The sequence below is a fragment of the Variovorax ureilyticus genome, assembly GCF_037889935.1.
GTDB classification, from domain to species: domain Bacteria; phylum Pseudomonadota; class Gammaproteobacteria; order Burkholderiales; family Burkholderiaceae_C; genus Variovorax; species Variovorax ureilyticus.
In genome coordinates this window covers 217,984-239,546 of sequence record NZ_JBBKZU010000007.1, presented here as the reverse complement: position 1 = coordinate 239,546, position 21,563 = coordinate 217,984, and the positions used below count along the sequence as shown (strand labels likewise).

The 21,563-nt window shown below is 67.9% G+C and carries 22 protein-coding genes; 4 read left to right on the top strand and 18 right to left on the bottom strand.

What is annotated here, in order from left to right:
• Nucleotide 1: 1 nt before the first annotated feature.
• From WKW77_RS17970 to WKW77_RS17920, 11 genes are all read right to left on the bottom strand, one after another.
• On the bottom strand, nt 2-775 hold the full coding sequence (locus WKW77_RS17970; RefSeq protein ID WP_340358213.1) for an enoyl-CoA hydratase-related protein: 774 nt from the start codon (nt 773-775) through the stop codon (nt 2-4).
• Nucleotides 772-1,974, bottom strand: a complete 1,203-nt coding sequence (locus WKW77_RS17965) for a CaiB/BaiF CoA transferase family protein (RefSeq protein ID WP_340358212.1) — start codon at nt 1,972-1,974, stop codon at nt 772-774. The genes WKW77_RS17970 and WKW77_RS17965 overlap by 4 nt, the downstream gene beginning before the upstream one ends.
• Complete coding sequence (locus WKW77_RS17960) at nt 1,971-3,020, bottom strand: DUF7064 domain-containing protein (RefSeq protein WP_340358211.1); 1,050 nt, start codon at nt 3,018-3,020, stop codon at nt 1,971-1,973. The genes WKW77_RS17965 and WKW77_RS17960 overlap by 4 nt, the downstream gene beginning before the upstream one ends.
• Nucleotides 3,021-3,034: 14 nt before the next feature.
• Nucleotides 3,035-4,237, bottom strand: coding sequence for an acyl-CoA dehydrogenase family protein (locus WKW77_RS17955; RefSeq protein ID WP_340358210.1), 1,203 nt, complete (start codon nt 4,235-4,237; stop codon nt 3,035-3,037).
• On the bottom strand, nt 4,227-5,156 hold the full coding sequence (locus WKW77_RS17950) for an SMP-30/gluconolactonase/LRE family protein (protein WP_340358209.1): 930 nt from the start codon (nt 5,154-5,156) through the stop codon (nt 4,227-4,229). Before WKW77_RS17950 ends, WKW77_RS17955 begins: the two co-directional genes overlap by 11 nt.
• 23 nt (nt 5,157-5,179) lie before the next feature.
• Nucleotides 5,180-5,893: an ABC transporter ATP-binding protein gene (locus tag WKW77_RS17945; protein WP_340358208.1), complete on the bottom strand. Its 714-nt coding sequence runs from the start codon at nt 5,891-5,893 to the stop codon at nt 5,180-5,182.
• Complete coding sequence (locus WKW77_RS17940; RefSeq protein WP_340358207.1) at nt 5,890-7,689, bottom strand: branched-chain amino acid ABC transporter ATP-binding protein/permease; 1,800 nt, start codon at nt 7,687-7,689, stop codon at nt 5,890-5,892. Before WKW77_RS17940 ends, WKW77_RS17945 begins: the two co-directional genes overlap by 4 nt.
• Complete coding sequence (locus WKW77_RS17935; RefSeq protein ID WP_340358206.1) at nt 7,686-8,552, bottom strand: branched-chain amino acid ABC transporter permease; 867 nt, start codon at nt 8,550-8,552, stop codon at nt 7,686-7,688. Before WKW77_RS17935 ends, WKW77_RS17940 begins: the two co-directional genes overlap by 4 nt.
• Before the next feature lie 25 nt (nt 8,553-8,577).
• Complete coding sequence (locus WKW77_RS17930) at nt 8,578-9,693, bottom strand: ABC transporter substrate-binding protein (RefSeq protein WP_340358205.1); 1,116 nt, start codon at nt 9,691-9,693, stop codon at nt 8,578-8,580.
• Nucleotides 9,694-9,774: 81 nt separating this feature from the next.
• Nucleotides 9,775-10,770 (bottom strand): NADPH:quinone oxidoreductase family protein, encoded by a 996-nt coding sequence (locus WKW77_RS17925; protein WP_340358204.1) that lies wholly within the window; start codon nt 10,768-10,770, stop codon nt 9,775-9,777.
• Complete coding sequence (locus WKW77_RS17920; RefSeq protein ID WP_340358203.1) at nt 10,767-11,828, bottom strand: phosphotransferase; 1,062 nt, start codon at nt 11,826-11,828, stop codon at nt 10,767-10,769. The genes WKW77_RS17925 and WKW77_RS17920 overlap by 4 nt, the downstream gene beginning before the upstream one ends.
• Before the next feature lie 81 nt (nt 11,829-11,909).
• On the opposite strand from WKW77_RS17920, the gene WKW77_RS17915 reads away from it, so the two are divergent.
• Nucleotides 11,910-12,881, top strand: coding sequence for a Bug family tripartite tricarboxylate transporter substrate binding protein (locus tag WKW77_RS17915; RefSeq protein WP_340358202.1), 972 nt, complete (start codon nt 11,910-11,912; stop codon nt 12,879-12,881).
• A 3-nt stretch (nt 12,882-12,884) separates the two neighbouring features.
• Here the strand turns inward: WKW77_RS17915 and WKW77_RS17910 are convergent, their stop codons facing one another.
• From WKW77_RS17910 to WKW77_RS17895, 4 genes are read right to left on the bottom strand one after another with little or no spacing between them, the layout of a single operon-like run.
• Nucleotides 12,885-13,610 (bottom strand): tyrosine-protein phosphatase, encoded by a 726-nt coding sequence (locus WKW77_RS17910; protein WP_340358201.1) that lies wholly within the window; start codon nt 13,608-13,610, stop codon nt 12,885-12,887.
• Entirely contained in the window at nt 13,610-14,482 is an 873-nt protein-coding gene (locus tag WKW77_RS17905; protein WP_340358200.1) for a MaoC/PaaZ C-terminal domain-containing protein, read from the bottom strand. Before WKW77_RS17905 ends, WKW77_RS17910 begins: the two co-directional genes overlap by 1 nt.
• 4 nt (nt 14,483-14,486) lie before the next feature.
• Complete coding sequence (locus tag WKW77_RS17900) at nt 14,487-15,284, bottom strand: enoyl-CoA hydratase/isomerase family protein (protein ID WP_340358199.1); 798 nt, start codon at nt 15,282-15,284, stop codon at nt 14,487-14,489.
• Between the two features lies 1 nt (nt 15,285).
• Nucleotides 15,286-16,059 (bottom strand): SDR family NAD(P)-dependent oxidoreductase, encoded by a 774-nt coding sequence (locus tag WKW77_RS17895; protein ID WP_340358198.1) that lies wholly within the window; start codon nt 16,057-16,059, stop codon nt 15,286-15,288.
• A gap of 77 nt (nt 16,060-16,136) precedes the next feature.
• Here WKW77_RS17895 and WKW77_RS17890 point away from each other — a divergent pair, with 77 nt between their 5' ends.
• Genes WKW77_RS17890 through WKW77_RS17880 form a run of 3 tightly spaced genes read left to right on the top strand, consistent with a single transcriptional unit; the run spans nt 16,137 to nt 18,515 of the window.
• Nucleotides 16,137-17,306, top strand: coding sequence for a thiolase domain-containing protein (locus tag WKW77_RS17890; RefSeq protein WP_340358197.1), 1,170 nt, complete (start codon nt 16,137-16,139; stop codon nt 17,304-17,306).
• A gap of 3 nt (nt 17,307-17,309) precedes the next feature.
• Nucleotides 17,310-17,708, top strand: coding sequence for a Zn-ribbon domain-containing OB-fold protein (locus WKW77_RS17885; RefSeq protein WP_340358196.1), 399 nt, complete (start codon nt 17,310-17,312; stop codon nt 17,706-17,708).
• A 9-nt stretch (nt 17,709-17,717) separates the two neighbouring features.
• Complete coding sequence (locus WKW77_RS17880) at nt 17,718-18,515, top strand: enoyl-CoA hydratase/isomerase family protein (protein ID WP_340358195.1); 798 nt, start codon at nt 17,718-17,720, stop codon at nt 18,513-18,515.
• Between the two features lie 6 nt (nt 18,516-18,521).
• Here the strand turns inward: WKW77_RS17880 and WKW77_RS17875 are convergent, their stop codons facing one another.
• Genes WKW77_RS17875 through WKW77_RS17865 form a run of 3 tightly spaced genes read right to left on the bottom strand, consistent with a single transcriptional unit; the run spans nt 18,522 to nt 21,415 of the window.
• Nucleotides 18,522-19,358: a sugar phosphate isomerase/epimerase family protein gene (locus tag WKW77_RS17875; protein ID WP_340358194.1), complete on the bottom strand. Its 837-nt coding sequence runs from the start codon at nt 19,356-19,358 to the stop codon at nt 18,522-18,524.
• Nucleotides 19,355-20,410, bottom strand: a complete 1,056-nt coding sequence (locus WKW77_RS17870) for an SDR family oxidoreductase (protein ID WP_340358193.1) — start codon at nt 20,408-20,410, stop codon at nt 19,355-19,357. The genes WKW77_RS17875 and WKW77_RS17870 overlap by 4 nt, the downstream gene beginning before the upstream one ends.
• Nucleotides 20,411-20,419: 9 nt before the next feature.
• Nucleotides 20,420-21,415 (bottom strand): Bug family tripartite tricarboxylate transporter substrate binding protein, encoded by a 996-nt coding sequence (locus tag WKW77_RS17865; protein ID WP_340358192.1) that lies wholly within the window; start codon nt 21,413-21,415, stop codon nt 20,420-20,422.
• Nucleotides 21,416-21,563: the final 148 nt, after the last annotated feature.

Below are 21,563 nucleotides of genomic sequence, written 5' to 3'. Positions count from 1 at the left end.
TTCATGCGCCGGTCCAGCGCGGTGGTCGGTGCTCGGCGAATGCACGCGGGCCTTCGCGCGCGTCGGCGCTCGCCATGACGCGGCGGCCCGCCGCATCGGCTTCGGCCCGCAACACGGCATCCTTCAGGTCGAAGGCGCGGCGCGCGAGCGCAAGGCTGGCGCGCAGGGCCAGCGGTGCATTGGCTGCCACCAGCGCAGCGATACGCATCGCTTCGGGGATCAGGTGTTCAGGCGCCATCACGCGATTGACGAGGCCGAGGCGCAGGGCCTCGGAGGCATCGATCGACTCGCCGGTGGCGATCATCTCCAGCGCCGCGCCGCGCGGAATGCTGCGGGGCAGCCGCCACACGCCACCTGCGGTCGCAGCCAGGCCGCGCTTCACCTCCGGCAGGGCAAACACTGCATTGACCGATGCGATCGCGAAGTCGCAGGCCAGCACGAGCTCGAAGCCGCCCGCGACGGCCGCGCCGTTCACCGCCGCGATCCACAGCTTCTCGCGCGGGGCATGCACGAAGCCGGCGAAACCGCCTTCGGATGTGGAGCGTCCACCGGGCGCGGAGCCGCTCGCCAGTTCCTTGAGATCGGCACCGGCGCAGAAGGCCTTGTCGCCGGCACCGGTCAGGATCGCAACCTGAACCGAAGCGTCGCGTTCAACTTCGGCCACGATGCCGGCGAGCGCGAGTGCGGCCTCGGCATTGATCGCGTTTCGCGCCTGCGGGCGGTTGATCGTGATGAGCGCGACGCCGTCGTGGTGCTCGCGCAGCACGACGCTCATTTCACGGCTCCGCCCGTGCGCAGACGCGCGATCTCGTCTTCCGCATAGCCGGCTTCACGCAGCACCTCGTCGGTGTGCTCGCCGATGCCCGGCGCATGGCGCGGATAAGTCTTGTCCGCACCCTCGACGAGGAACGGGCTGCTGACTGTCAGCCCTGTGCCCGGAATGCCTTCACCGGGCACCAGTGCGCCGCAGAGGCGCATCTGCTCGTCACCAAGCGCATCGCCACTGCGCGCGACCACGCCGACCGTGAGCCCTACGTCGCCGAAGCGCGAGGTCCACTCCGCGCTGTCGCGCTCCTGAAAGACCTCGTCCAGAAGTGCAGCGAGCGTCGGAGCGTTTTCGCGTCGTGCCTGCGTCGCGGCGAAGCGCGGATCTTGCGCCAGCGCGGGACGCTCGATCGCACGCAGGAAGGCCTCCCAGTCGCGCTCCTCGGTCACGAGGCTGAGGATGAACCAGCGGCCGTCGCGGCAGCGGTAGAAGTTCGTAAGCGCATTGCGCGGCTGGGTGCGCGGTTGCCGGTACACCAGCCGTCCGCCGACCAACATGCCCTGGATCGCCATCGCATTGGCCCACGCACCGTTGGCCAGCAGCGAGGTACTCACCATGCCGCCCCTGCCGGTGCGCTCTCGCGCATACAGGGCGGTGACGATCGCCGCGAACAACGTGACCGCGGTGGGCTGGTCGCCCAGGCCGTTGGCCGGATTCGCGGGCGGCCCTTCGGGGTCGGGCCGCGTCAGGTCTGCCAGACCGCTGCGCGCCCAGTAAGTGGTGGCATCGAAGCCCGGCTTGCCGGCCTCGGGGCCGGTTTCTCCGTAGCCGGTGAGCGATGCATACACGAGGCGCGGATTGAGTTCGCGAATCGTCTCCCAGGCCAGTCCCAGACGGGCACGCACTGGCAGCGGGTAGTTGGTGATGAGCACATCGGCCTCACGCACGAGGCGATGCAGCGCCGCCTGGCCCTCGGGCTTCTTGAGGTCCAGCGCGATGGCTCTGCGGCTGCGCGCTCCCTGCATCCAGAGATAGTTGTGCTCGGAGTACGCGAGATTCGGATTGAGGACCGTCTTGCGAAAGCCGTCGCCCTCGGGCACCTCGATCTTGATCACATCGGCGCCGAAGTCGGCGAGGATCGTCGCCGCAGCAGGGCCGGCGATGAAGCTCGCGACGTCGAGGACCCTGAGGCCGTTGAAGACGCTCATTGCGGTGCGTCCGCTCGCTGCTCCGAAATCGGCACGCCGTCGTTCATCAGGTCGCAGTACTCCGTCATTCCCAGCACGGTGCGGCCTTCGCAGGTGAACTCCGTCATGCTTTCCGTGATCCGCGTGTAGGTCTTGAAGTCGCTGGCGCCGACCTTCCGGTGCCGCAGCGGCACGGTGGTCACGATCCGGCCCTTCATCACGTAGGTCTTGCGCTCGGTCGTGACCCACGCGGTGAGGCCCTTCGGAATCCATGCCTCGTCGTACTCGGTCTCGATGCGTCCGTCGATCACCGACTCGTAGGCACCGTCGCGAAGCACGTTGCCGCTGATGCGGTTGGGCCCGCCCTCGGGGCGCCCCTTGATGGACAGCAGGATGCCGAAGTCGCGCGAGAAGGTGACGGGCAGCCACTTGTACCAAAAGAAGCTGTGCCAATGCCGGGGCCCCCAGGACTTGTCGCGATACCCGGTCCCGCCGACGAGATCGTGCTTCACGCCGTCCACGGTGATGTGCCCGTTCACCGCCATGTTCTGCTCGGTGTGCCCGCGATACACCGCGTGCTCGGGGTCGAGTTCGATCGGGCGCCCCTGCAGGTCGACGATCTCGCCACCGTGCATGGGCGAGACGCCTTCGAAGTCCAGTGCGATCGAAGCGGGCCGCTTCGGATAGCGCTTGAACGCTGCGCTCGGATCGGCCATCGCCAGCGGATCGTCCATCACCAGCAGGTCGCCTTCGTAGCGCACGCGATGCCGCTTGAACGGCTCGATCACCTCGAAGCTCATGCCCGCCGCTTCCATCCGTTCGTTGCCGGCGATGCCGGGGCGGGCAAACATGAAGCCCACCCGGCCGTCGGGCAGGTACACGCAGCAGGTCATCTCCGCATGGCCTTCGTTGGGCCGGTTGCCGACGCGAACCCATGCGCCGATGCGGCGCGCGGAATCGAAGGCATTGAAGTACATGCTCTCGTTGTAGTTGCCCACCGGCTCGGGCGGGTGCGTGTATTCGTCGCGGGGGTCCAGCTTGAGCCGGGTATCGGGCGGCATGTACATGAGGGGGAATCCTTTCAATGTGTCGCCAGCTCGAGGCGGGCGATCTGGTTGCGATGCACTTCGTCGGGGCCGTCGGCGATGCGCAGGCCACGCGCCTGCGCATACGAGCGCGCAAGGATGAAGTCCTGGGACAGGCCCGCCGCGCCATGCGCCTGGATGGCCCAGTCGATCACCTGGCAGGCCATGGAGGGCGCAGCGACCTTGATCATGGCGATCTCCTTGCGCGCACCCTTGATGCCTGCGGTATCCATCTTCCAGGCGGCATGCAGGGTCAGCAGACGGGTCTGATCGATCAGCACGCGTGCCTGCGCGATGCGCTCCATGGTCACGGTCTGGTTCGCGATCGGGCGGCCGAACGCGACGCGCTCCTTCGAGCGCGAGCACATCAGCTCCAGGCAACGCTCGGCGCGGCCCACCAGGCGCATGCAGTGGTGTATGCGCCCGGGCCCGAGGCGGCCTTGCGCGATCTCGAAGCCACGGTCCTCGCCCAGCAGGATGTTCTCTACCGGCACGCGCACGTTGTCGTACACCACCTCGGAGTGGCCGTGCGGCGCGTCGTCCCAGCCGAAGACGTCCAGGTTGCGCACGACGCACACGCCGGGCGTATTGCGCGGGATCAGCAGCATCGATTGCTGGCGGTATTTGTCTTCGCTCGCCGCGTTGGTCTTGCCCATGAAGATGATGAGCTCGCAGCGCGGGTCCGTGATGCCGGAGGTCCACCACTTGCGGCCGTTGACCACGTAGTGATCGCCGTCGCGCCGGATCTCGGCCTCGATGTTGGTGGCGTCCGAAGACGCAACCGCCGGCTCGGTCATCGAGAAGCACGAGCGGATGCGACCCTCCAGCAGCGGCACGAGCCAGCGTTCCTTCTGCGCCTCGGTGCCGTAGCGGGCGAGGATCTCCATGTTTCCGCTGTCCGGCGCGGAACAGTTGAACACCTCGGGCGCGATCGGCGAGCGACCCATCAATTCGGCCAGCGGTGCGTAGTCCTGGTTGTTCAGGCCGGCGCCATGCGCGCTGTCCGGCAGGAACAGGTTCCACAGGCCCTGCGACTTCGCCTTGGCCTTCAGTTCCTCGATGACGGCGGGCACCTCGGCATGGCCGGATGCGCGTGCCTGCTCGTGCACCACCCGCTCGGCCGGGTAGACGTGCGCATCCATGAAGGCGGCGAGCCGCTCGCGCAGCTCGGTGGTACGGGGGCTGTGTTCAAAGTCCATCGCGTTCGAAGAAGTGCGGCCGCAGTCCGGGACGCGGCCAGTCCAGCGCGGCGAGCCTGCCGGTGGAGGACAGCGTGACGTACGCCGTCCTCATGTCGGGCCCGCCGAAGCAGAGGTTGGTGGTAAAGCGATCCGGCAACGGCACGTGCTCGATCGTGCTGCCGTCGGGCGCAATGACGGTGACGCCGCCGTTGAAGAGCGTGGCCACGCAGATGCGGCCATCGGCCTCCACCGCCAGCGAATCGAAGAGCTGATAGCCCGGCAGGCCCGCGACCAGCGTGCCGCCGTGCGGCGCCGGCGAGTCCGGCGCGCGCGCGATGCGCCCCGGCTCGACCACGTCGAAGGCCCACAGGCGGCCGGGTGCGGTTTCCGCCACATACAGCCGCTTGCCGTCTGGCGAGAGGCCCACGCCGTTGGGCGTGTTCATGGGGAAGATCACCTCGCGGCATTCGCTGCCATCGGGGCGCGCCCAGCAGATCGCGCCATGGTCCATGTTGCGCTGGCGGCGCTTGCCGAGATCGCTGAACCAGAAGCCGCCGTCGGCGCCGAAGACGATGTCGTTCGGCCCCTTGAGAGGCGCCTTCTCGCTGTGCGTGTAGAGGACCTCAGCCTTGCCGGACCGCAGGTCCACGCGCTGGATGCGGCCGCCGGCATAGCCGGGCGGCTGAAGGCCCGGCGTCCGCGTTCCGTCCGCATGGCGATGCCATTCGAAGCCGCCGCCATCGCATACGTAGCACGCGCCGTCCGGGCCGATCGCCGCACCATTCGGGCCGCCGCCGGTCTTCGCCACCACTTCGCGGCGGCCGTCGCCGAACACGCGCGTCAGGCATCCCGACTCGATCTCCACCACCAGGAGCGAGCCATCCGCAAGCACGACGGGGCCCTCGGGGAAGTCCAGGTTCTCTGCGACGATCTTCATCGGCGGCTCCTCTTGCGGCGTCTCTACAAGCCGAGGTAGGCGGCGCGCACATCCGGGTGCGCCGCCAGTTCACGGGCGCCGCCGTGCATCACCACCTCGCCGTTCTGGAGCACGTAGGCGCGATCGGCAACGGACAGCGCCATTTCGGCGTTCTGCTCGGCCAAGAGCACGGAGACGCCGGTCGAGCGGATGTGGCGGATGAACGCCGCGATCTCCTGAACGATCAGCGGCGCAAGCCCCAGCGTGGGCTCGTCCAGCATCAGCACGCGTGGCCGCGCCATCAGCGCGCGGCCGATCGCCAGCATCTGCTGCTCGCCACCGGACAGGGTGCCGGCGAGTTGCTGCCGACGTTCGCGCAGACGCGGGAACCAGCTGTTCACCGTCTCGCGCCGCTCCCGCCGCGCGGCCGGATCGCCGCCCAGGTCGCCCAGGTCCAGGTTCTCCTCGACCGACAAGTCCGGGAAGACGCGACGACCTTCCGGCGACAGCGCGAGTCCGGAAGCGATGCGCTCGCGCGTGGGCAGCGTCTCGATGCGCTTGCCGGCGAGCGCGATCGCACCGCCCGCCTGTGGCACCAGGCCCAGCAGCGCATTGAGCAGCGAGGATTTTCCCGCGCCATTGGCGCCGACCAGCGCCACCACCTCGCGCGCGCCGAGCGCCACGCTCACATCGACGAGCGCACGCGTTTCGCCATAACGGACATCGAGGTTTTCGACCTGCAGCAGCGGAGAAGTCATGCGGCCAGCTCCTCCAGCGGCGCGGCGGGCGCGCTGCCGAGATAGGCCGACACCACATCGGGCATGCGCGTCACGGCGCCCGGCGCGCCGTCGGCGATCTTCACGCCGTGGTGCAGCACCACCACGCGATCGACGAAGGACATCAGCATCTTCAGGTTGTGGTCGACCACGATCAGCGTCATGCCCTTGTCGCGCAGGCCGCGCAGCACCTCGGCAAGACGCGTCGCCTCGACCTGGTTCAGGCCCGCGGCCGGCTCGTCGAGCAGCAGGAGTTCAGGCTGCGCAGCCAGTGCCATGGCCACGCCGAGCAGTTTCTGTTCGCCATAGGGCAGGCTGCCCGCCACGTCATCGCGGCGTGCCAGCAGGCCGACCTCGGCGAGACAGCCGAGCGCATGCGCCATGCGGTCCCGCTCACGCGCACGCCAGCCGGGTGCGCGCAGCAGAGCACCCCAGAATCCTTGCGGCCGATGCAGGTGACTGGCGATCGCCATGTTGGCCTTGACTGTCTGGGCCGCGCAGAGCGCGGTCTGCTGGAAGCTGCGAACCACGCCCAGGCGCGCCACGCGATGAGCGGGCTGCCCAGCGATGCCCTGCCCCCGCACGCGGATCGCGCCACCGCTCACGGGCAGGAAGCCCGACAGCATGCTCAACAACGTGGTCTTGCCGGCACCGTTGGGGCCGATGAGTCCCAGGATCTCGCCCGCGCGCACGTCGAACGAAACATCCTGCACAGCCTTGAGTCCCTTGAAATGACGGCTCACGCCGGCGACTTCGAGCACGACGCCTTCGCGGTGCTGCCGCACCGCCAGAGGCGCAGGCTGCGGGTCCTCGGATGCATGTCCAACGCGCGACGCGCGCCAGCGCACGAAGCTGGGCCGGTCGGCCAGCCAGCCCACCAGACCGCCCGGCAGCAGCCGAACCGCGAGCAGAAGCATCAGCGCGAAGGCCGCGAAATTGAGATCGCCGAGGAAGCGCAGTCCTTCGGGAATGATCGCGAACAGTGCGCCGCCCAGCACGGGGCCCACCAGCGTCGCCTTGCCGCCGAGGATCACGCCCAGGATGCCGGTGGCCGAATAGCTCACGCCCAGCAGCGAGGGCGAGAGCACGAACACCTTGGGTATCAGAAGCGCACCGGCCAGCGCGGCGAGTGAGCCAGACACTGCGATGTTCAGCACGCGCGAGCGCACCGTTGCGATGCCGAGCGATTCGGCGAGCGCGGGCGCCTCGCGGATCGCGGTCCAACTGCGCCCGGTTGCGCTGCCGCGAAGGTTGCGCAGCAGCACGAAGGCAATGGCGAGCGCCGCGATCACCGCGAACAAGTAACCCTGCTGCGGATTCCAGCCCACGCTTTGCGCGAACGGCAATGGCGTTGCCGTCACCATGAGCCCCATGGGCCCGCGCGTGAGGTCCACCCAGTTCACCACGAGCAGCACGAGGATCTCGGCCACCACCAGCGTTGCAATGGCGAAGTAAGCCCCGCTCAGCCGCGCGGACACGATACCCACCAGCCCACCGAGCAGCAGGCCGGGCAGGATGCCCAGCGGCACCGCGACCCAGTAGTTCCATCCGTGCTGCGCAACCAGGATGCCGACTGTGTAGGCCCCCAGTCCCAGGAAGGCCGCATGGCCGAAGCTCACGTAGCCGAGCTGGCCGAAGGTGACCGACACGCCGAGCACGAAGATCGCGAGCACCGCTGCATAGGCGGCCACGTCCAGCAGGTAGGGCGAGCGGATCACGCTCGACAGCAGCGCCGCCACCGCGATGCCGATCAGCAGATCGCGCAGCGTCCGGATCATCGCGCCGCTCCCGCAAGGCCCTGCGGCCGCACCATCAGCACCACGAGCATCAGCGAATAGACCGTGGCCGCGGCCATGCCCTCATCCATCACGAGTCCCAGCATGGCCTCGATCACGCCCACGGCGAGCGCGCACAGCACGGCGCCTCCCGCGCTGCCCAGCCCGCCAAGCACGACGATCACGAAGGCCTTGATCAGCACCGCCTGCCCCAGCATCGGCGAGTAGGAGGTGATTGGCGCCAGCAGCGCACCTCCGAGTCCGCCGACCACTGCGGCGAGCAGGAAAGCGCGCGTGCCCACCGATTTGACATCGATGCCCACCACGCGCGCGGCATGCTCGCTCTGCGCGAGCGCACGCATCTCCACGCCGAAGCGCGTGCGGCGAGCCAGCAGGTCCAGCAGCACCAGCGCGACGATGCTGGCGACGATGACGAAAAGACGCTGCGCACTCAGTCCCACGCCCGCAAGCTCCAGGCGGCCCTGCAGGCCGTCGACGCGCGCCGGCGCCGGTCCCCACACCGAGAGCACGGCCTGATTGAAGAGCACGCCGACCGCGAAGGTGGTGAGCAGAATGTCGGTGCGCCCGTCCGCACGCCGCAGCAGCGGCGACACCGCGAGCGCATCGAAGATCCAGCCGACGACGGCACCCACCAGCATGGCAAGCGGCAGCGCGGCCAGATAGGGCAGGCCCAGCAGCTTGTTCGCCAGCACCACGGTCAAGGCGCCGAGCATCACCACTTCCCCGTGGCCGAAGTTGATGATGTGCAGAACGCCGAAGGCGAGCGTGAGGCCCAGTGCGATCAGCGCGTAGCCGAAGCCGATCGACAAGCCGTTGAGCAATTGCTGAAGCAGCGCTTCGGTCATGGCTTCGATGTCGCGTTCTTCGACTTCAATCGCCTGCGGAGATCTTTCCGTCCTTGACCTCCAGCACGACCCACTTGTCGGACGTCGCCTGGTTGCCCGGGAAGCGCACCGTGCCGCGCGGCGAATCCCATGTGCCATCGCGCAGGGTCGCGGCGAGCTTGGCGGCGTCGGTCACCGTGCCGGCCGAGCGAATGGCCTGGCCGAGGATCCACATGCTCTCGAAGCCGAGGAAGTCGACCTTTCCGGGCATCGCCTTGTACCTGGCCTGATAGGCAGCGACGAACTTGCGGTTGGTCTCTGTATTCATCGTCGGTGCCCAGATGTCGAGCGTGAACGCGCCCTCGGCCGCCGGCCCGGCCACCTGCAGCAGCGCGGGCGTCACCGAACCGGGCAGGATGCAGCGCTTCGCGTTGACGCCTGCCTCGGCCAGCGTGCGCAGGAGGCTGCCGCCCTGCTCCGGGGCGGAGAAGGCCATGCACACCACATCGGGACTGGACGCCTTCACGCGCGCAGCGATCGTGCTGAAGTCCGTCTGCTTCAGGATCTCGTACAGCTCGGTGGCCACGACCGCGTTGCCGAAGCTCCCCTTCATGCTCGCGATGATCGAGCGGCCATAGTCGCCGTTTTCCACCACCACGGCCATGCGCTGCGGCTTCACCTTGTCCTTGAGGTACTGGTTGAAGACCTCGCCGTCGGTGGACACCAGCGGATTGAAGCGGAACGCGCGGTCGTACTCGGTGACCTGCGGCGCCTTCGTCACGGCGGCCAGGAACATCGCCCCGCTCTGCTGCGCGACCTGCGTCACGCCGAGCGACACCGCGGTGTTGATCGCACCGACGATCACCGGCACCTTGTCTTCGCTGAGCAGCTTTCGCGCTGCCGCGACGGCGTCGGCGGGCTGGTAGTTGTCGTCGTACACCACCAGCTTGAGCGGACGGCCGTTCAGCACACCACCGCCGGCGTTGATCATCTCGGCGGCGATCTCCGAGCCGTTGCGGCCCTGCTGGCCGAGCATGGTCTTGATCGGATAGAGCACACCGATCTTGACCTCTTGCGCGAGCGCGGGCGCCCCCGCGAGAAGCCCGGCAAGAATACCTGCGCCGACGAGGCCGCGCACCGCGGAAGAAAGAACGCTACGCATCACGCTTGTCTCCTTAATGGTTCTACCATTAAAGTATTGATTCAGCGGCCATTGAATCGGGGAAAGTACCGAGAGGCGCCGCTAGCGCGGCACGTGAAGCCACGCCTTGCCCACCGTGGAGCGGCCTTCGAGCGCGGCCAAGGCCGCCTGTGCGTCGTCGAAGTCGAACGAAGGCCCGGGCATGAGGCGGATGCGGCCTGCGGCATGCCAGCCATAGACCTCGCGCGTGAGCTGCGCGGCCAGCGCGAGGTCGCGCTTGCGCACCTCGCCCCACAGCACGCCGATCGCACTGGCGTTGTGAAGGAGCAGCCTGTTCGCCGGCAGTTGCGTGAGCGTGCCGGCCGCGAATCCGATGACGAGGTAGCGCGCGCCGAAGGCAAGGCAGCGCAGGCTCTGCGCACCGATCTCGCCGCCCACCGGGTCATAGATCACGTCGGCGCCGCCGGGCGCGACCTTGCGAAAGGCATCGGCCCAACCGGGATCGCCGTAGTCCAGCGCAGCATCCGCGCCCGCATCGAGACACGCTTGCACCTTCCGTGGTCCGCCCGCCGTGGCGATCACACGTGCGCCCATCAGCTTGCCGAGTTGCAGCGCCGCGCTGCCGACACCACCGGCGGCGGCGTGCACGAGCAGTGTCTCGCCGGGCTGCAGGCGCCCGGCCATGCGCAGCGCGAACAGTGAAGTCGGATAGTTGCTGCGCAGCGCGAGCGCATCGCCCGGGTCGATGTCCTGCGGAATCGCGACCGCTTCGCTGCGCGGCACGAGCGCGTATTGCGCGAATCCACCCTGCCGCGAAGAGCTCGCGACGCGCGTGCCCACCGGGAGATCGCCGCCCTCCCCCGCCACGATGGTGCCCAGCACCTCGGAGCCGGGGATGAAGGGCAGTGGTGGCTTGATCTGGTACTTGCCGCGGACGATCAAGGTGTCGCCAAAGGCGAGGCCGGCGGCCTCCACGCGCACCAGGTATTGGTCGGGGCCGGGTCTCGGCACCTCCACGTCGCGAAGATGCATCTCGCCACGATCGCTGATTTCCTCGACGCGCCATGCACGCATCGAGGGAGGCAGGTTGCTTGTCATCGGGACTCCTTCGTCGCCGCCCAGCCCGCATCTGCAGTGGCTTGAACGCGCGCAGCCACGGCCGCTGCCCGGCTGTTGGCCGCGTTGCCGTCGAGCGCGCGCCGGGCCACTCCCTGCTGGATGGCCGCAAGGCGGAACATGTTGAATGCGAGGTGGTAGTGCCAGTGCGCAATGCGCGCATCCTCGCGACCGCTTGCGCGGCCGTAGTCGGCGACGTGCTGCGCCTCGCTCGGAATGCCTTCCGGCAAGGGGTCCAGCCCAGCCAGCGTGCGATGGGTTCCGAGTTGCAGGCGCCACGCGAGGCAGTGGTAGGCGAAGTCCACCAGCGGATCGCCCAGCGTGGAGAGTTCCCAGTCGACCACGGCGACGATGCGCGGCTCGACCGGATGAAACACCAGGTTGTCGAGGCGGAAGTCGCCGTGCACGAGCGACGTGCTTTCCTGCGGGGGCACATGCGCGGGCAGCCATTCGATCAGCCGCTCCATCGCCTCGATGCGGGCGGTCTCGCTCGCCCGGTACTGACGCGTCCAGCGGTCCAGCTGGCGCTCGACATAACGGCCTTCGCGGCCATAGTCGGCCAGGCCCCGACCGCGCCAGTCCACGGCGTGAAGTGCGGCCATCACGCGGGCCATCTCGGCGTAGTGGGCACGGCGCCCGGCCGGGGCCATGCCGGGCAAGGTCTGGTCGGTGAGGATGCGCCCTTCCACGAAGTCCATCAGGTAGAAGGTGCTTCCGAGCACTTCAGGGTCCTCGCACAGTACGCGTGCCCGCGGCACCGGCACGTCCGATCCCTCGAGCGCGCGCAGCACGCGGAATTCGCGCTCCACCGCATGCGCCGAAGGAAGCAGCACGCCCGGCGGCTTGCGTCGCAGCACGAGCCGCCGCGCGCCCGCATCGACGATGAAAGTCGGGTTGGACTGCCCACCTTCCACTTGCCGCACCCGCAGCGCGCCATCGAAGGCACCGATCTCGCGGCGTATCAACCCATCGAGCGCGTTCGTCTGCGCCGCATCGAACCCACTTGCTGCCGGGAATGTTGAGGTGGATGAATTGTTCACTTTGTCGTTTAATCTATGGTTGAACCAATGATCACAACGAATCGTATAGCACCCGAATCCATCACACAAGGAGACATCGCAATGAACTTCACCCGACGCCAGACGCTTGCGGCAGCCCTCGGCTCGCTCGGTGCGGGCGTCCTGCCGCTCGCGCAGGCGCAGTCGCAGCCCTTCCCTTCACAGGTCATCAAGTTCGTGATTCCCACGCCGGCGGGCGGGGGCCACGACACCATGATGCGGCTCATCGGCCAGAAGCTGACCGATGCCTGGGGCCAGCCTTGCATCGTCGAATCCAGGTCCGGTGCAAGTGGCGCCATCGCCGCTGCAACGGTGTCGCAGGCGCCGGCCGACGGATACACGGTGCTGATCGGCTACAGCGCGCTCCTGAGCAACACAGTGCTGATGCCGAAGCCGGGCTACCGGCTGGAAGACCTGCAGCCGGTGGGCATGCTGGCGCTCACGCCGATCGCGCTCGGCGTCCGCGAGAGCCTGCCAGCCTCCACGCTCAAGCAATACGTGGCGCTCGCCAAGACGCGGCCCGGCAAGCTCTCCTACGGCTCCTATGGCCAGGGTTCGGGCGGCCACTTCGTCGGCGAACTGTTCAACATGGCGGCCGGCATCGACACCGTGCACGTGCCTTACAAGGGTGAGACCCCCGCGCTTCAGGACCTGCTCGGCGGCCAGATCGATGCGGCGGTCACGTCGGTCGGCGGCGTGAATCGTTACCCCGGCAAGATCAAGCCGCTCGCCGTCGCGAGCGCTGAGCGCTTTCCCGCGTACCCCGACGTGCCGACCTTCGCCGAACTCGGCTATCCGGAGGTCGACATGCCCGGCTGGGCCGCTGCCTTCGTGCCCGCGAAGACGCCGAAGGCGATCGTGGACAAGCTGACCGCGGAGATGGGGCGCATCGTCGTGATGCCGGACGTGCGCGCGAAGCTTCTCGAGCTGGGGTTCGAGCCGGCGCCGTGGAGCGCCGACAAGACGCGGCGCTTCATGAAGGACCAGCTTGCGCTCACGCAGAAGCTGGTCGATGCGGGGCGGGTGAAGCTCTGATCCTCAGCGGTCGACCAGCAGGCGCGCACACAACCTGTTGCGCGCCTGCCGATCAAGACCGAGCGGTCCTTCCAGATAGGCGTCCATCGAGCCCCAGCGCTTGTCGATGTCGTCGAATGCGCATTGCAGATAGTCGGCATGCACCAAGGCCAGCAGTGCCCAGTCGGCCGAGACACCCTGCATGGACCAGCGCCCGTTGCTTGCGAGGAAATCATCGAGCACCGCTTCGCGCGGCACTCCGAGCGCAAGCAGCAGCAACGCCACAGCCCAGCCGGTGCGGTCCTTTCCGGCGGTGCAGTGGATCACCAAAGGGAGCGGCGTTGCCTCATCGGCGACCAGCCGCAGGAGCGAGGCGAAGACAGGCGCGTGCTCGTTCACGAAGCGGCGATAGACCTCGAACATGACGGCGGTCAGCGCGGACTGATCGGGTTCCCCCGCCTCGCGCAGTTCGCGCAGCGCGCCCATCGCGCGCGGCTCGATCGGCAGATGCGACTCCCTGATCCCGAACTGCAGCAGGCGGGAGGCCACACGCATCCGCTCATCCGTGCCTCGCAGGTCGATCACGGAACGGAATCCGATGGCGCGCAGCGCTTCCAGTTCGTCGTTGGCGACCGCGCCGAAATGGCTGGAACGCCAGAGTCGACCGGGTGCAATGACATGACCCGATGCCGTGCCGATGCCACCCAGGTCGCGCAGGTTCGGCACGCTGGCCGCGACCGGCCTGGCCATCAGGCCGCCAGGACTGCGCGCCCGTTGGCAAGCACCTGCACGCCGCGCTCCTTCACGCTGGCACGGAAGGCGATCTCCTCGGAGCCCAGGCGCCAGCAATCGAGCACCAACGTCTCGCCGGGATAGACCGGGGACGTCAGTCGCGCGCGGATCGACTTCATGCGCGAGGCATCGTGCCCGCAGAACCTCGCCAGGATGCCGCGGCATGCGTTGCCATAGGTCGCGAGCCCGTGGAGGATCGGCCGCGGAAAGCCCGCCTTGGCCGCCACTGCGGGATCGATGTGCAAGGGGTTGATGTCGCCGGAGAGCCGATACAGCACGGCTGCATCCGCACGGGTCGGCATCTCGATCGTCACCTCAGGCACTGCGTCCGGTGTTGCAGGCGCAGCCGGTGCGGGCTCGTCGCCACCGCCGTTCTTCGAGAACCCTCCGTCGCCACGCAGGAACAGCACCATTTCCGACGTGGCGATCGGCCGGCCGGTCGCTTCGTCGGTGAGAGTCTTTTCCACATGCATCGTCGCGCCCTTGCCCTCGCCCTTGTCGACGATGCGCGTGACGCGGCTCTCCCCGATCAACGTGCCGGATGCGGGCAATGGCGAATGGATCGTGACGCCCTGTTCGCCATGCACCAGCTTCAGGTAGTCGATGCCGAGTTCCTTGCGATCGCGCATCCAGAAGCCCGGCGAAGCCAGGACCGCGGCCATCGTCGGTACGGCCTGGAGTTCCTTTTCGTAGACGAAGCGCAGTTCTTCCAGCGCCAGCGGATCGGCGGCGAAGCCAACCCCGAGGGCATAGAGGATGGTGTCGCGCTCGGTGTAGCTGTGGCGCACCGGATCGGAACGCCAGGCCTTGGTCTTCTCGTAGTCGATCATGCTTTCAGTCCTTGTTCGGCCAGCGGAACTGCGCCGGCTCCTTGGCCGCGAAGCGACGGATCGCCTCGCGAAAGTACGCACTGGACGAGGCGATCGCCTGCGAGGACGCCTCCATGTCCAGCATGGTCTCCAGGTCGCTCTGCAGCGTCGAAGCCAGCGCGCGCTTGGAGAGGCTGAAGGCGGTCGGCGATGCATTCGCGAGACTTCGGGCCAGCTCCATCGCACGCGGCATCAAGGCCTCCGGTGCGAGAGCCTCCAGCGCGAGGTTCATGCGCAAGGCCTCGTCGGCGCCGAACTCGCGCGCCGAGTAGATGAGCTCCTTGGCACGCTGCAGTCCGACCACGCGCGGCAACTGATACCAGGCCCCGACATCGGGCACGAGGCCGATTCGATGGAACACCATGGCCAGCCGGGCGCGCGTGCTCACCAGCACGATGTCGGCATAGAGCGCCATGCTGAGGCCGGCGCCGAATGCGACCCCATCGACCGCGGCGATCAGCGGCTTGTCCAGCCCAGCCAGCGCGCGTGCCAGTTCGGCATAGCGCGCCATGCCCGCACGGCGCTGCTCGACGGTGCGCGAGCCCCCATCGGCCATGCCCTTGACGTCGCCTCCTGCACAAAAATCGCCGCCCGCACCCGTCAGCACGACGGCGCGGACGTCGTCGTCGGCACGCAGCGCACGCAAGGCGGCAACGAGCGCGTCGGTGGTCGGGATGTCGATCGCGTTCTTCGCCGACGGCCGGTTCAGCGTGAGGACGGCCACGCCGTCCGCGCGCTCCAGGAGGACGCTGTCGCCCGTCATGTCAGAGGCTGATGTGGAAGCCGCCGTTCACGCCCAGATGCTGGCCCGTGATGTAGCTCGATCCATCCGACAGCAGGTAGCACACGCTCTTCACCACCTCGCCCGGCGTGGACCAGCGGCCCAATGGAATCTGCGCGAGCATCTGGTCGCGGAACTTCTCGCCGCGCACGACTTCGGTCATCGGCGTTTCCACCACGCCGAAGCAGATCGAGTTGGTGCGGATGTTGTAGCGACCCCATTCGCGCGCGGCCGTCATCGTCATGCCCAGCATGCCGGCCTTGGCCGCCGCGTAGTTGATCTGGCCGATCGAACCCTTGCGGCCGGCGTCGGACGAAATGTTGACGATCGAGCCGCCCGTCTTGTCTCCGCCCTTGGCCCGCTCGACCATATGCCGACCCGTGGCACGCATCCAGTAGAAAGAACCGGTGAGGTGCACGTCGATCACCTCCTGCCACTGCTGGTCGGTCATCCTGTCGATCATGGCGGGGCGGATGATGCCGGCGTTGTTGACCAGGCCGTGCACCGCGCCGAACCTGGCGACCGCTTCTGCAACCGCGCGATCTGCAACGGCCGGGTCGGCCACGCTGCCTTGCACCGCAAGCACGCGCGCCTGCGGCAGCGGCGAGACAGCGGCGTCGAGCGTCTGTCCATTCAGGTCGACGGCCACCACGTTGGCGCCGAGGTCGATGGCCAGTTCCACAATGCCCTTGCCGATGCCCTGGCCGGCCCCGGTGACGACGATGGTGCGCCCTTGCAGGCTGACGATGGGATCCACTTTTGCTGCTCCTTGCTAGCTTGTTCGATGGTTGAACCAATGATATCCTACTCGCGAACAGTGGCTGGAGCAAACACATGACCATCAAACGCAAGGCCTGCATCGCGGGCGCCTACGAACACCCGACACGCAAGGCCCCCGACAAGACCGTCGCGCAGTTGCACGCCGAATGCGCGCGCGGCGCGCTCGCGGACGCCGGGCTCACCCTGCAGGACGTCGACGGCTATTTCTGCGCCGGCGACGCGCCCGGCCTGGGTGCCAACAACATGGCCGACTACCTGGGCCTGACACGGCTGCGCCATGTCGACACGACCGACACCGGCGGATCGGCCTACCTGATCCATGTGTCGCACGCTGCGCAGGCGATCGCCGCCGGCAAGTGCGATGTCGCGCTGGTGACCTTGGCGGGTCGTCCGCGCAGCGAAGGATCGAGCGGCGTCGCGCCCCGGCTCGTCACGGCCAACACGCCGGACGTACCCTGGGAGATGCCCTACAGCCCCGTCACCGTCAACATGTACGCGTTGGCCGCCGCCCGGCACATGCACGAATACGGCACCACCAGCGAGCAGCTCGCGTGGATCAAGGTGGCGGCCGCCGCCCATGCACAGCACAACCCGAACGCGATGCTGCGCGAGCCGGTGACCGTGGAGGAAGTGCTGGCCTCGCCGATGATTTCCGACCCGCTGCACAAGCTGGATTGCTGCGTGGTGAGCGACGGCGGCGGCGCGCTGGTGGTGGTGCGGCCCGAGATCGCTGCACGTCTGAAGCGCCCGGTGATCAATATCCTCGGCGCCGGCGAGACCATCAAGGGCCAGCTCGGCGGCCAGGTCGACCTGACCTGGTCGGGCGCTGCGATCTCCGGCCCGATCGCGTTCAAGGAGGCGGGCGTGAGCCCGGCCGACATCCAGTACGCATCCATCTACGACAGCTTCACCATCACCGTGCTGATGCAACTGGAAGATCTCGGCTTCTGCAAGAAGGGCGAAGGCGGCCGCTTCGTGGCCGACGGCAACCTGATCTCGGGCGTCGGCAAGCTGCCTTTCAACACCGACGGCGGCGGCCTGTGCAACAACCATCCGGCCAACCGCGGCGGAATCACGAAGGTGATCGAAGCCGTGCGCCAGTTGCGCGGGGAAGCGCACCCGAAGGTCCAGGTGCCCGACTGCACCCTGGCTCTGGCCCAAGGCACTGGCGGGCTGCTCGGCTCGCGCCACGGCAGCGCCACCCTGATCATGGAAAGGCAATAAGCGATGACTACTCCCTACACAGACCGCCCACTGGCAGCCGTGACGGTCGACGCCGCCACCGAGCATTTCTGGACACAGGCCAAGGAAGGCCTTCTGTGCACGCGGCGCTGCACCAGTTGCGGCAAGGTCCACTGGTATCCGCGTGCACTCTGCCCGTTCTGCATGGGCGACACCGAGTGGTGCAGCCTCTCGGGAAGGGGCACGATCTACAGCGTGAGCGTCACGCGCCGCGCCGGGCCCATTCCTTTTGCGATCGCCTACGTCACGCTCGATGAGGGCATCACGATGCTGACCAACATCGTCGACTGCGATCTCGACGATCTGAAGATCGGCCAACGCGTCGAGGTCACGTTCAAGCCCGCAGAGGGCGGCGCGATGGTCCCGATGTTCAAGCCGGCCTGAGCAGCACAGATGGAGACGCTCGACTTCTCGGTGGAGAACGCGGTCGGCTGGATTCGCCTCACCCGCCCGGAGATCCACAACCCCCTGGACGTGCCGCTGCGCACCGACCTCATGGCCGTGCTGGAGCAGGTGCGCAACGACCCTGCCGTGCGCGCGCTCGTCCTCACCGGCGGCGCGGGCGCCTTCTGCGCCGGCGGCAACCTCCATGCATTGCAGGAGCACGCGCATGCGGGCCCCGCCTATTGGCAGCGGCGCATCAACGCCGGGCTTCGCCTCACCGACGATCTGCTGAACGTGGGCTGCCCCCTGATCGCCGCGATCGACGGTCCCGCGATCGGTGCGGGCTTCGCGCTTGCGCTGTGCGCGGACATGATCATCGCCAGCCCGCGCGTGAAGTTCGCCATGGCCCACTTGCGGCTGGGCCTGGTGCCGGACCTCGGCGCGCTCTATCTCCTGCCGCGCGTCGTAGGACTGCAGCGCGCCAAGGAACTGGTGTTCTCCACCCGCGATGTCGGCGTCGAGGAAGCCCGCGAACTCGGCATCGTGATGGAAGTGCACGAGAGCGAAGCCCTCGAAGCGCGTGCGCGCGAAATGGCCGAGCGCATGGCACAGGCCGCGCCGACTGCGGTGGCACTGTCCAAGGCGATGCTGAATGCCTCGCTCGACAGCGACAGGCAGAGCGCCTTCGCGCTGGAGGCCGCGAGCCAGGCCGCCGCCTTCGCGGCGCCGGAGCCGGCCGCGCAGGTCGAGGCGATTCTCGGAAAGCGACGCCCGGCCTTTGGCGGCCTGAGGTCCGCGCGCAACTGAGTCGCGTCAGCCGAAGCGCGAAGCGAAGAAGGCCGTGGCCTTCTGCGCTGCGCGACGAGCGCGCTCGGCGGCCGGCAACGCAGCGTCGGCGACGACGGGCGTTTCCAGTTCGATCTCCGCATCCGGCGACAGGGCGGCGACGAGCGCCTCCAGGTCAAGGCCACCATCCCCCAGGTACATGCGGCCCGACATCGCTTCGTCGAAGAGGGTCGTATCCGGTGCACGCGCCGCCGGTGCGTCGCACAGTTGCGTGAGGTAGATCGATCGGGGGTCGAGCGCACGCACCTCGGAAACATCCGCGCCCGAGCGCGCCAGGTGGAGCGAGTCGATCAGCAGGCCCACATTGCGGGCGTCGCTGTCCGCGATCACGCGCCGCGTGTCGCCGATCGTCTTGAGCGCGCTCATCGGCATGAACTCGAGCGCGATGCGCACACCGGCATCGGCAGCAGCGCGCGCGTAGTCGCGCAGCAGCCCGCCCACGCGCGCCAGGTCGGGCTCGAAACATCCCTGCGAGATCAGCGGTGCGCCGATGCGGCGCGCGGCTTCCACGTTCGCGAGCAGGTGCGACAGGCTGGTCTTCTCGGAGATGTAGTAGCCAGAGATGCTGGAGATGCGGATCGGCAGCGCTCCGGCCCGCGCGCGTAGCTGTTCCAGACCACTACCCTCGGCACTTGGCTGCGGCCATGGATCACCGGGACTGCGACCGCTGATGCGCAAGCCCACCGCGCCGAAGCCGGCGTCGGCGGCCGCGGAGAGCACATCCATCGGCGCCGCGTTGGCACCGAGCGAAAGAAAGCCGAGTGTGAGCGCGCGGACTTCGCGATATCGAGGATTGCTGCTCATGCAGGCAACACCTCGCTCGCCTGCAGTTCGCGCAGGCGCTGCACCAGCGTCGCATCGGTCTCGATGCAATCGTGGAAGCCGGCGCGTCGAATCTTCGCCGTCGCCAGCACGATGTCGTGTGCCTGGCGCAGCATGTAGTCCATCCATCGCCAGTCGACGATCTCGCCGATGTCGATCGTCCGCAGGCCGCGTCTGCGCGCGATGCGATCCCACACGGCCTGCTGGGCCGGCATCATGTCCGCGAGCGGAAGGGTCTTCGGCTCGCCGAAGGACATCCCGAGTGCTTCTGCGATTGCAGGCCACGTATGACGCCAGCGCGCCGGGTCGCCATTGGTGACGTTGAAGGCCTCGTCCTCCGCCGCCGGCGCATCCGCGGCCCAGGCGGCGGCTGCCCCGATCTGTCGGGCGTCCGCGATCTGGTGCAGAGCCTCGTAGGCGCCCGCGCTGCCGGGAAAGCGCAGTGGCATGCCAAGTTCCTTGCACACCGCGGCGTAGAGGCCGATGCCAAGCACCAGGTTCATCGGGTTGCCGACCGCATAGCCCGAGACGAAGGGCGGAATCAGGTTGACCCATCGCCAGCGCGCGCCGCGACTGGCTTCGCGCAACCAGTCCTCCTGGTCGTAGTAGAAGTTCGGCGGCAGTTGTCGCGGATCGCTCTCGCGGCAAGGCGTCGGGCTTGCGCCCCACTGGATGCCGTAGAACTTCGCACCCGTGACGAGCACCACCTTGCGCAGTGCCGGCGAGGCCCGCTGCACCGCTTCGACCACGTTGCGCAGCATCGCCAGGTTGGGCGCCACTTCCGCCGCGCGGCTGGGCGCCGGCTGAAAGGCCGCATGGAACACATGCGTGATGCCCGTGTGCGGCGCCACGGCTCTCGCGCAGGCTTCGGCATCCAACAGGTCCACCGCCACGCCTTCGGTACCCGGCAAGGCACCGCCACCCGAACGGCTCGCGCACAGCACGCGCCAGCCTTCACCGACCAGCCGCTCGGCAATGCCGCGCCCCACGATGCCGCTCGCGCCTGCAATCAGCGCCGTCCTTTTCTGCTGCATGCGGGAGCCTCAGCTGCTGAGCGTGATGTTCAGACGCTTGATGAGATCGCCCCAGGTCTGGCTGTCGCTCAGCGCCAGCTTGCGAAAGGCCTCGCCGTGCACCAGCGAAGGAACGCCGCCGGTTCGGCGCACGGACTCCTGGAACGCGGGATCGGCCTGCATGTCCGCGACGGCCTTCAGAAGCTTCGACGTCACCGGTGCGGGCATGTTGGCCGGCCCGACCATGCCGAAGAGCTGATCCGGAATCCGCACCGGCAGACCGGACTCACTCAGGTTCGGCACGTTCGGCAAAGCCGGATCTCGGCCCTCGCCCGTCACCGCCAGCGCCTTGATGCGCCCGGCCTGGATGAGCGGCAGTGAAGTGGCGAGCGAAGCGATCGTGTACTGCACTTCGCCGGCAATCATGGCCGTGTCGGTCTCGTTGCCGGTCTTGAAAGGCACGTGCACCGCCTTGATGCCGACGGCCGCGTTGAACTGCTCCACCGCCAGATGGATGCTGTTGCCTACGCCGCTCGATCCGAAGTTGAGCGTGCCGGGCTTGGACTTGGCCAGTGCGATGAAGTCCTGCAGCGTGTCCACGCCCAGCTTGGGCGACACCGTCAGGACCTGGCGCGAGGTCTGGATCAGACCGAGGTACGTGAAGGACTTCTCGACGTCGTAGCCCGGATTCTTGATGAGGTGCGGCGCGGAGGTCAGCGACGTGGTCGTGCCCATGCCGATCGTGTAGCCGTCGGGGCGCGCACGCGCCACCGCTGCCATGCCGATGGTTCCCGAGCCGCCGATCTTCTGCTCCACGATGACGGTCTGCCCCAGGCGGCCGCCAAGGTCGGCGGCGATCAGGCGCGCCAGGATGTCGACGGCGCCTCCGAAGGGTGTGATCAGTGTGATGGGCCTCTCGGGCCAGGCCCCCTGTGCGAGCAGGCGACCGGGGGAAACGGCAAGGGCAGCGGCACCGGCGGCAATCTGGAACAGGGCGATGCGGCGGCTGGGGCGTGGAGTGAGCACGGCGGAACTCCTGAAGTGACGAATTTATCCAAAAGCATAATGGACAGACCAATAGATCATTCCCCGGTAATACCCCGAAGTGCAATGGCCTCGCGGGACTTCCGTTTCACGCCGATCGGCATTAGAATGGTTTAACCAATAGGCCAAT

What these genes read in the sequence shown, in the direction of transcription:
- WKW77_RS17970 (WP_340358213.1), bottom strand. Translation starts at nt 775, where the DNA reads ATGAGCGTCGTGCTGCGCGAGCACCACGACGGCGTCGCGCTCATCACG.
- WKW77_RS17965 (WP_340358212.1), bottom strand. Translation starts at nt 1,974, where the DNA reads ATGAGCGTCTTCAACGGCCTCAGGGTCCTCGACGTCGCGAGCTTCATC.
- WKW77_RS17960 (WP_340358211.1), bottom strand. Translation starts at nt 3,020, where the DNA reads ATGTACATGCCGCCCGATACCCGGCTCAAGCTGGACCCCCGCGACGAA.
- WKW77_RS17955 (WP_340358210.1), bottom strand. Translation starts at nt 4,237, where the DNA reads ATGGACTTTGAACACAGCCCCCGTACCACCGAGCTGCGCGAGCGGCTC.
- WKW77_RS17950 (WP_340358209.1), bottom strand. Translation starts at nt 5,156, where the DNA reads ATGAAGATCGTCGCAGAGAACCTGGACTTCCCCGAGGGCCCCGTCGTG.
- WKW77_RS17945 (WP_340358208.1), bottom strand. Translation starts at nt 5,893, where the DNA reads ATGACTTCTCCGCTGCTGCAGGTCGAAAACCTCGATGTCCGTTATGGC.
- WKW77_RS17940 (WP_340358207.1), bottom strand. Translation starts at nt 7,689, where the DNA reads ATGATCCGGACGCTGCGCGATCTGCTGATCGGCATCGCGGTGGCGGCG.
- WKW77_RS17935 (WP_340358206.1), bottom strand. Translation starts at nt 8,552, where the DNA reads ATGACCGAAGCGCTGCTTCAGCAATTGCTCAACGGCTTGTCGATCGGC.
- WKW77_RS17930 (WP_340358205.1), bottom strand. Translation starts at nt 9,693, where the DNA reads ATGCGTAGCGTTCTTTCTTCCGCGGTGCGCGGCCTCGTCGGCGCAGGT.
- WKW77_RS17925 (WP_340358204.1), bottom strand. Translation starts at nt 10,770, where the DNA reads ATGACAAGCAACCTGCCTCCCTCGATGCGTGCATGGCGCGTCGAGGAA.
- WKW77_RS17915 (WP_340358202.1), top strand. Translation starts at nt 11,910, where the DNA reads ATGAACTTCACCCGACGCCAGACGCTTGCGGCAGCCCTCGGCTCGCTC.
- WKW77_RS17910 (WP_340358201.1), bottom strand. Translation starts at nt 13,610, where the DNA reads ATGGCCAGGCCGGTCGCGGCCAGCGTGCCGAACCTGCGCGACCTGGGT.
- WKW77_RS17905 (WP_340358200.1), bottom strand. Translation starts at nt 14,482, where the DNA reads ATGATCGACTACGAGAAGACCAAGGCCTGGCGTTCCGATCCGGTGCGC.
- WKW77_RS17900 (WP_340358199.1), bottom strand. Translation starts at nt 15,284, where the DNA reads ATGACGGGCGACAGCGTCCTCCTGGAGCGCGCGGACGGCGTGGCCGTC.
- WKW77_RS17890 (WP_340358197.1), top strand. Translation starts at nt 16,137, where the DNA reads ATGACCATCAAACGCAAGGCCTGCATCGCGGGCGCCTACGAACACCCG.
- WKW77_RS17885 (WP_340358196.1), top strand. Translation starts at nt 17,310, where the DNA reads ATGACTACTCCCTACACAGACCGCCCACTGGCAGCCGTGACGGTCGAC.
- WKW77_RS17880 (WP_340358195.1), top strand. Translation starts at nt 17,718, where the DNA reads ATGGAGACGCTCGACTTCTCGGTGGAGAACGCGGTCGGCTGGATTCGC.
- WKW77_RS17875 (WP_340358194.1), bottom strand. Translation starts at nt 19,358, where the DNA reads ATGAGCAGCAATCCTCGATATCGCGAAGTCCGCGCGCTCACACTCGGC.
- WKW77_RS17870 (WP_340358193.1), bottom strand. Translation starts at nt 20,410, where the DNA reads ATGCAGCAGAAAAGGACGGCGCTGATTGCAGGCGCGAGCGGCATCGTG.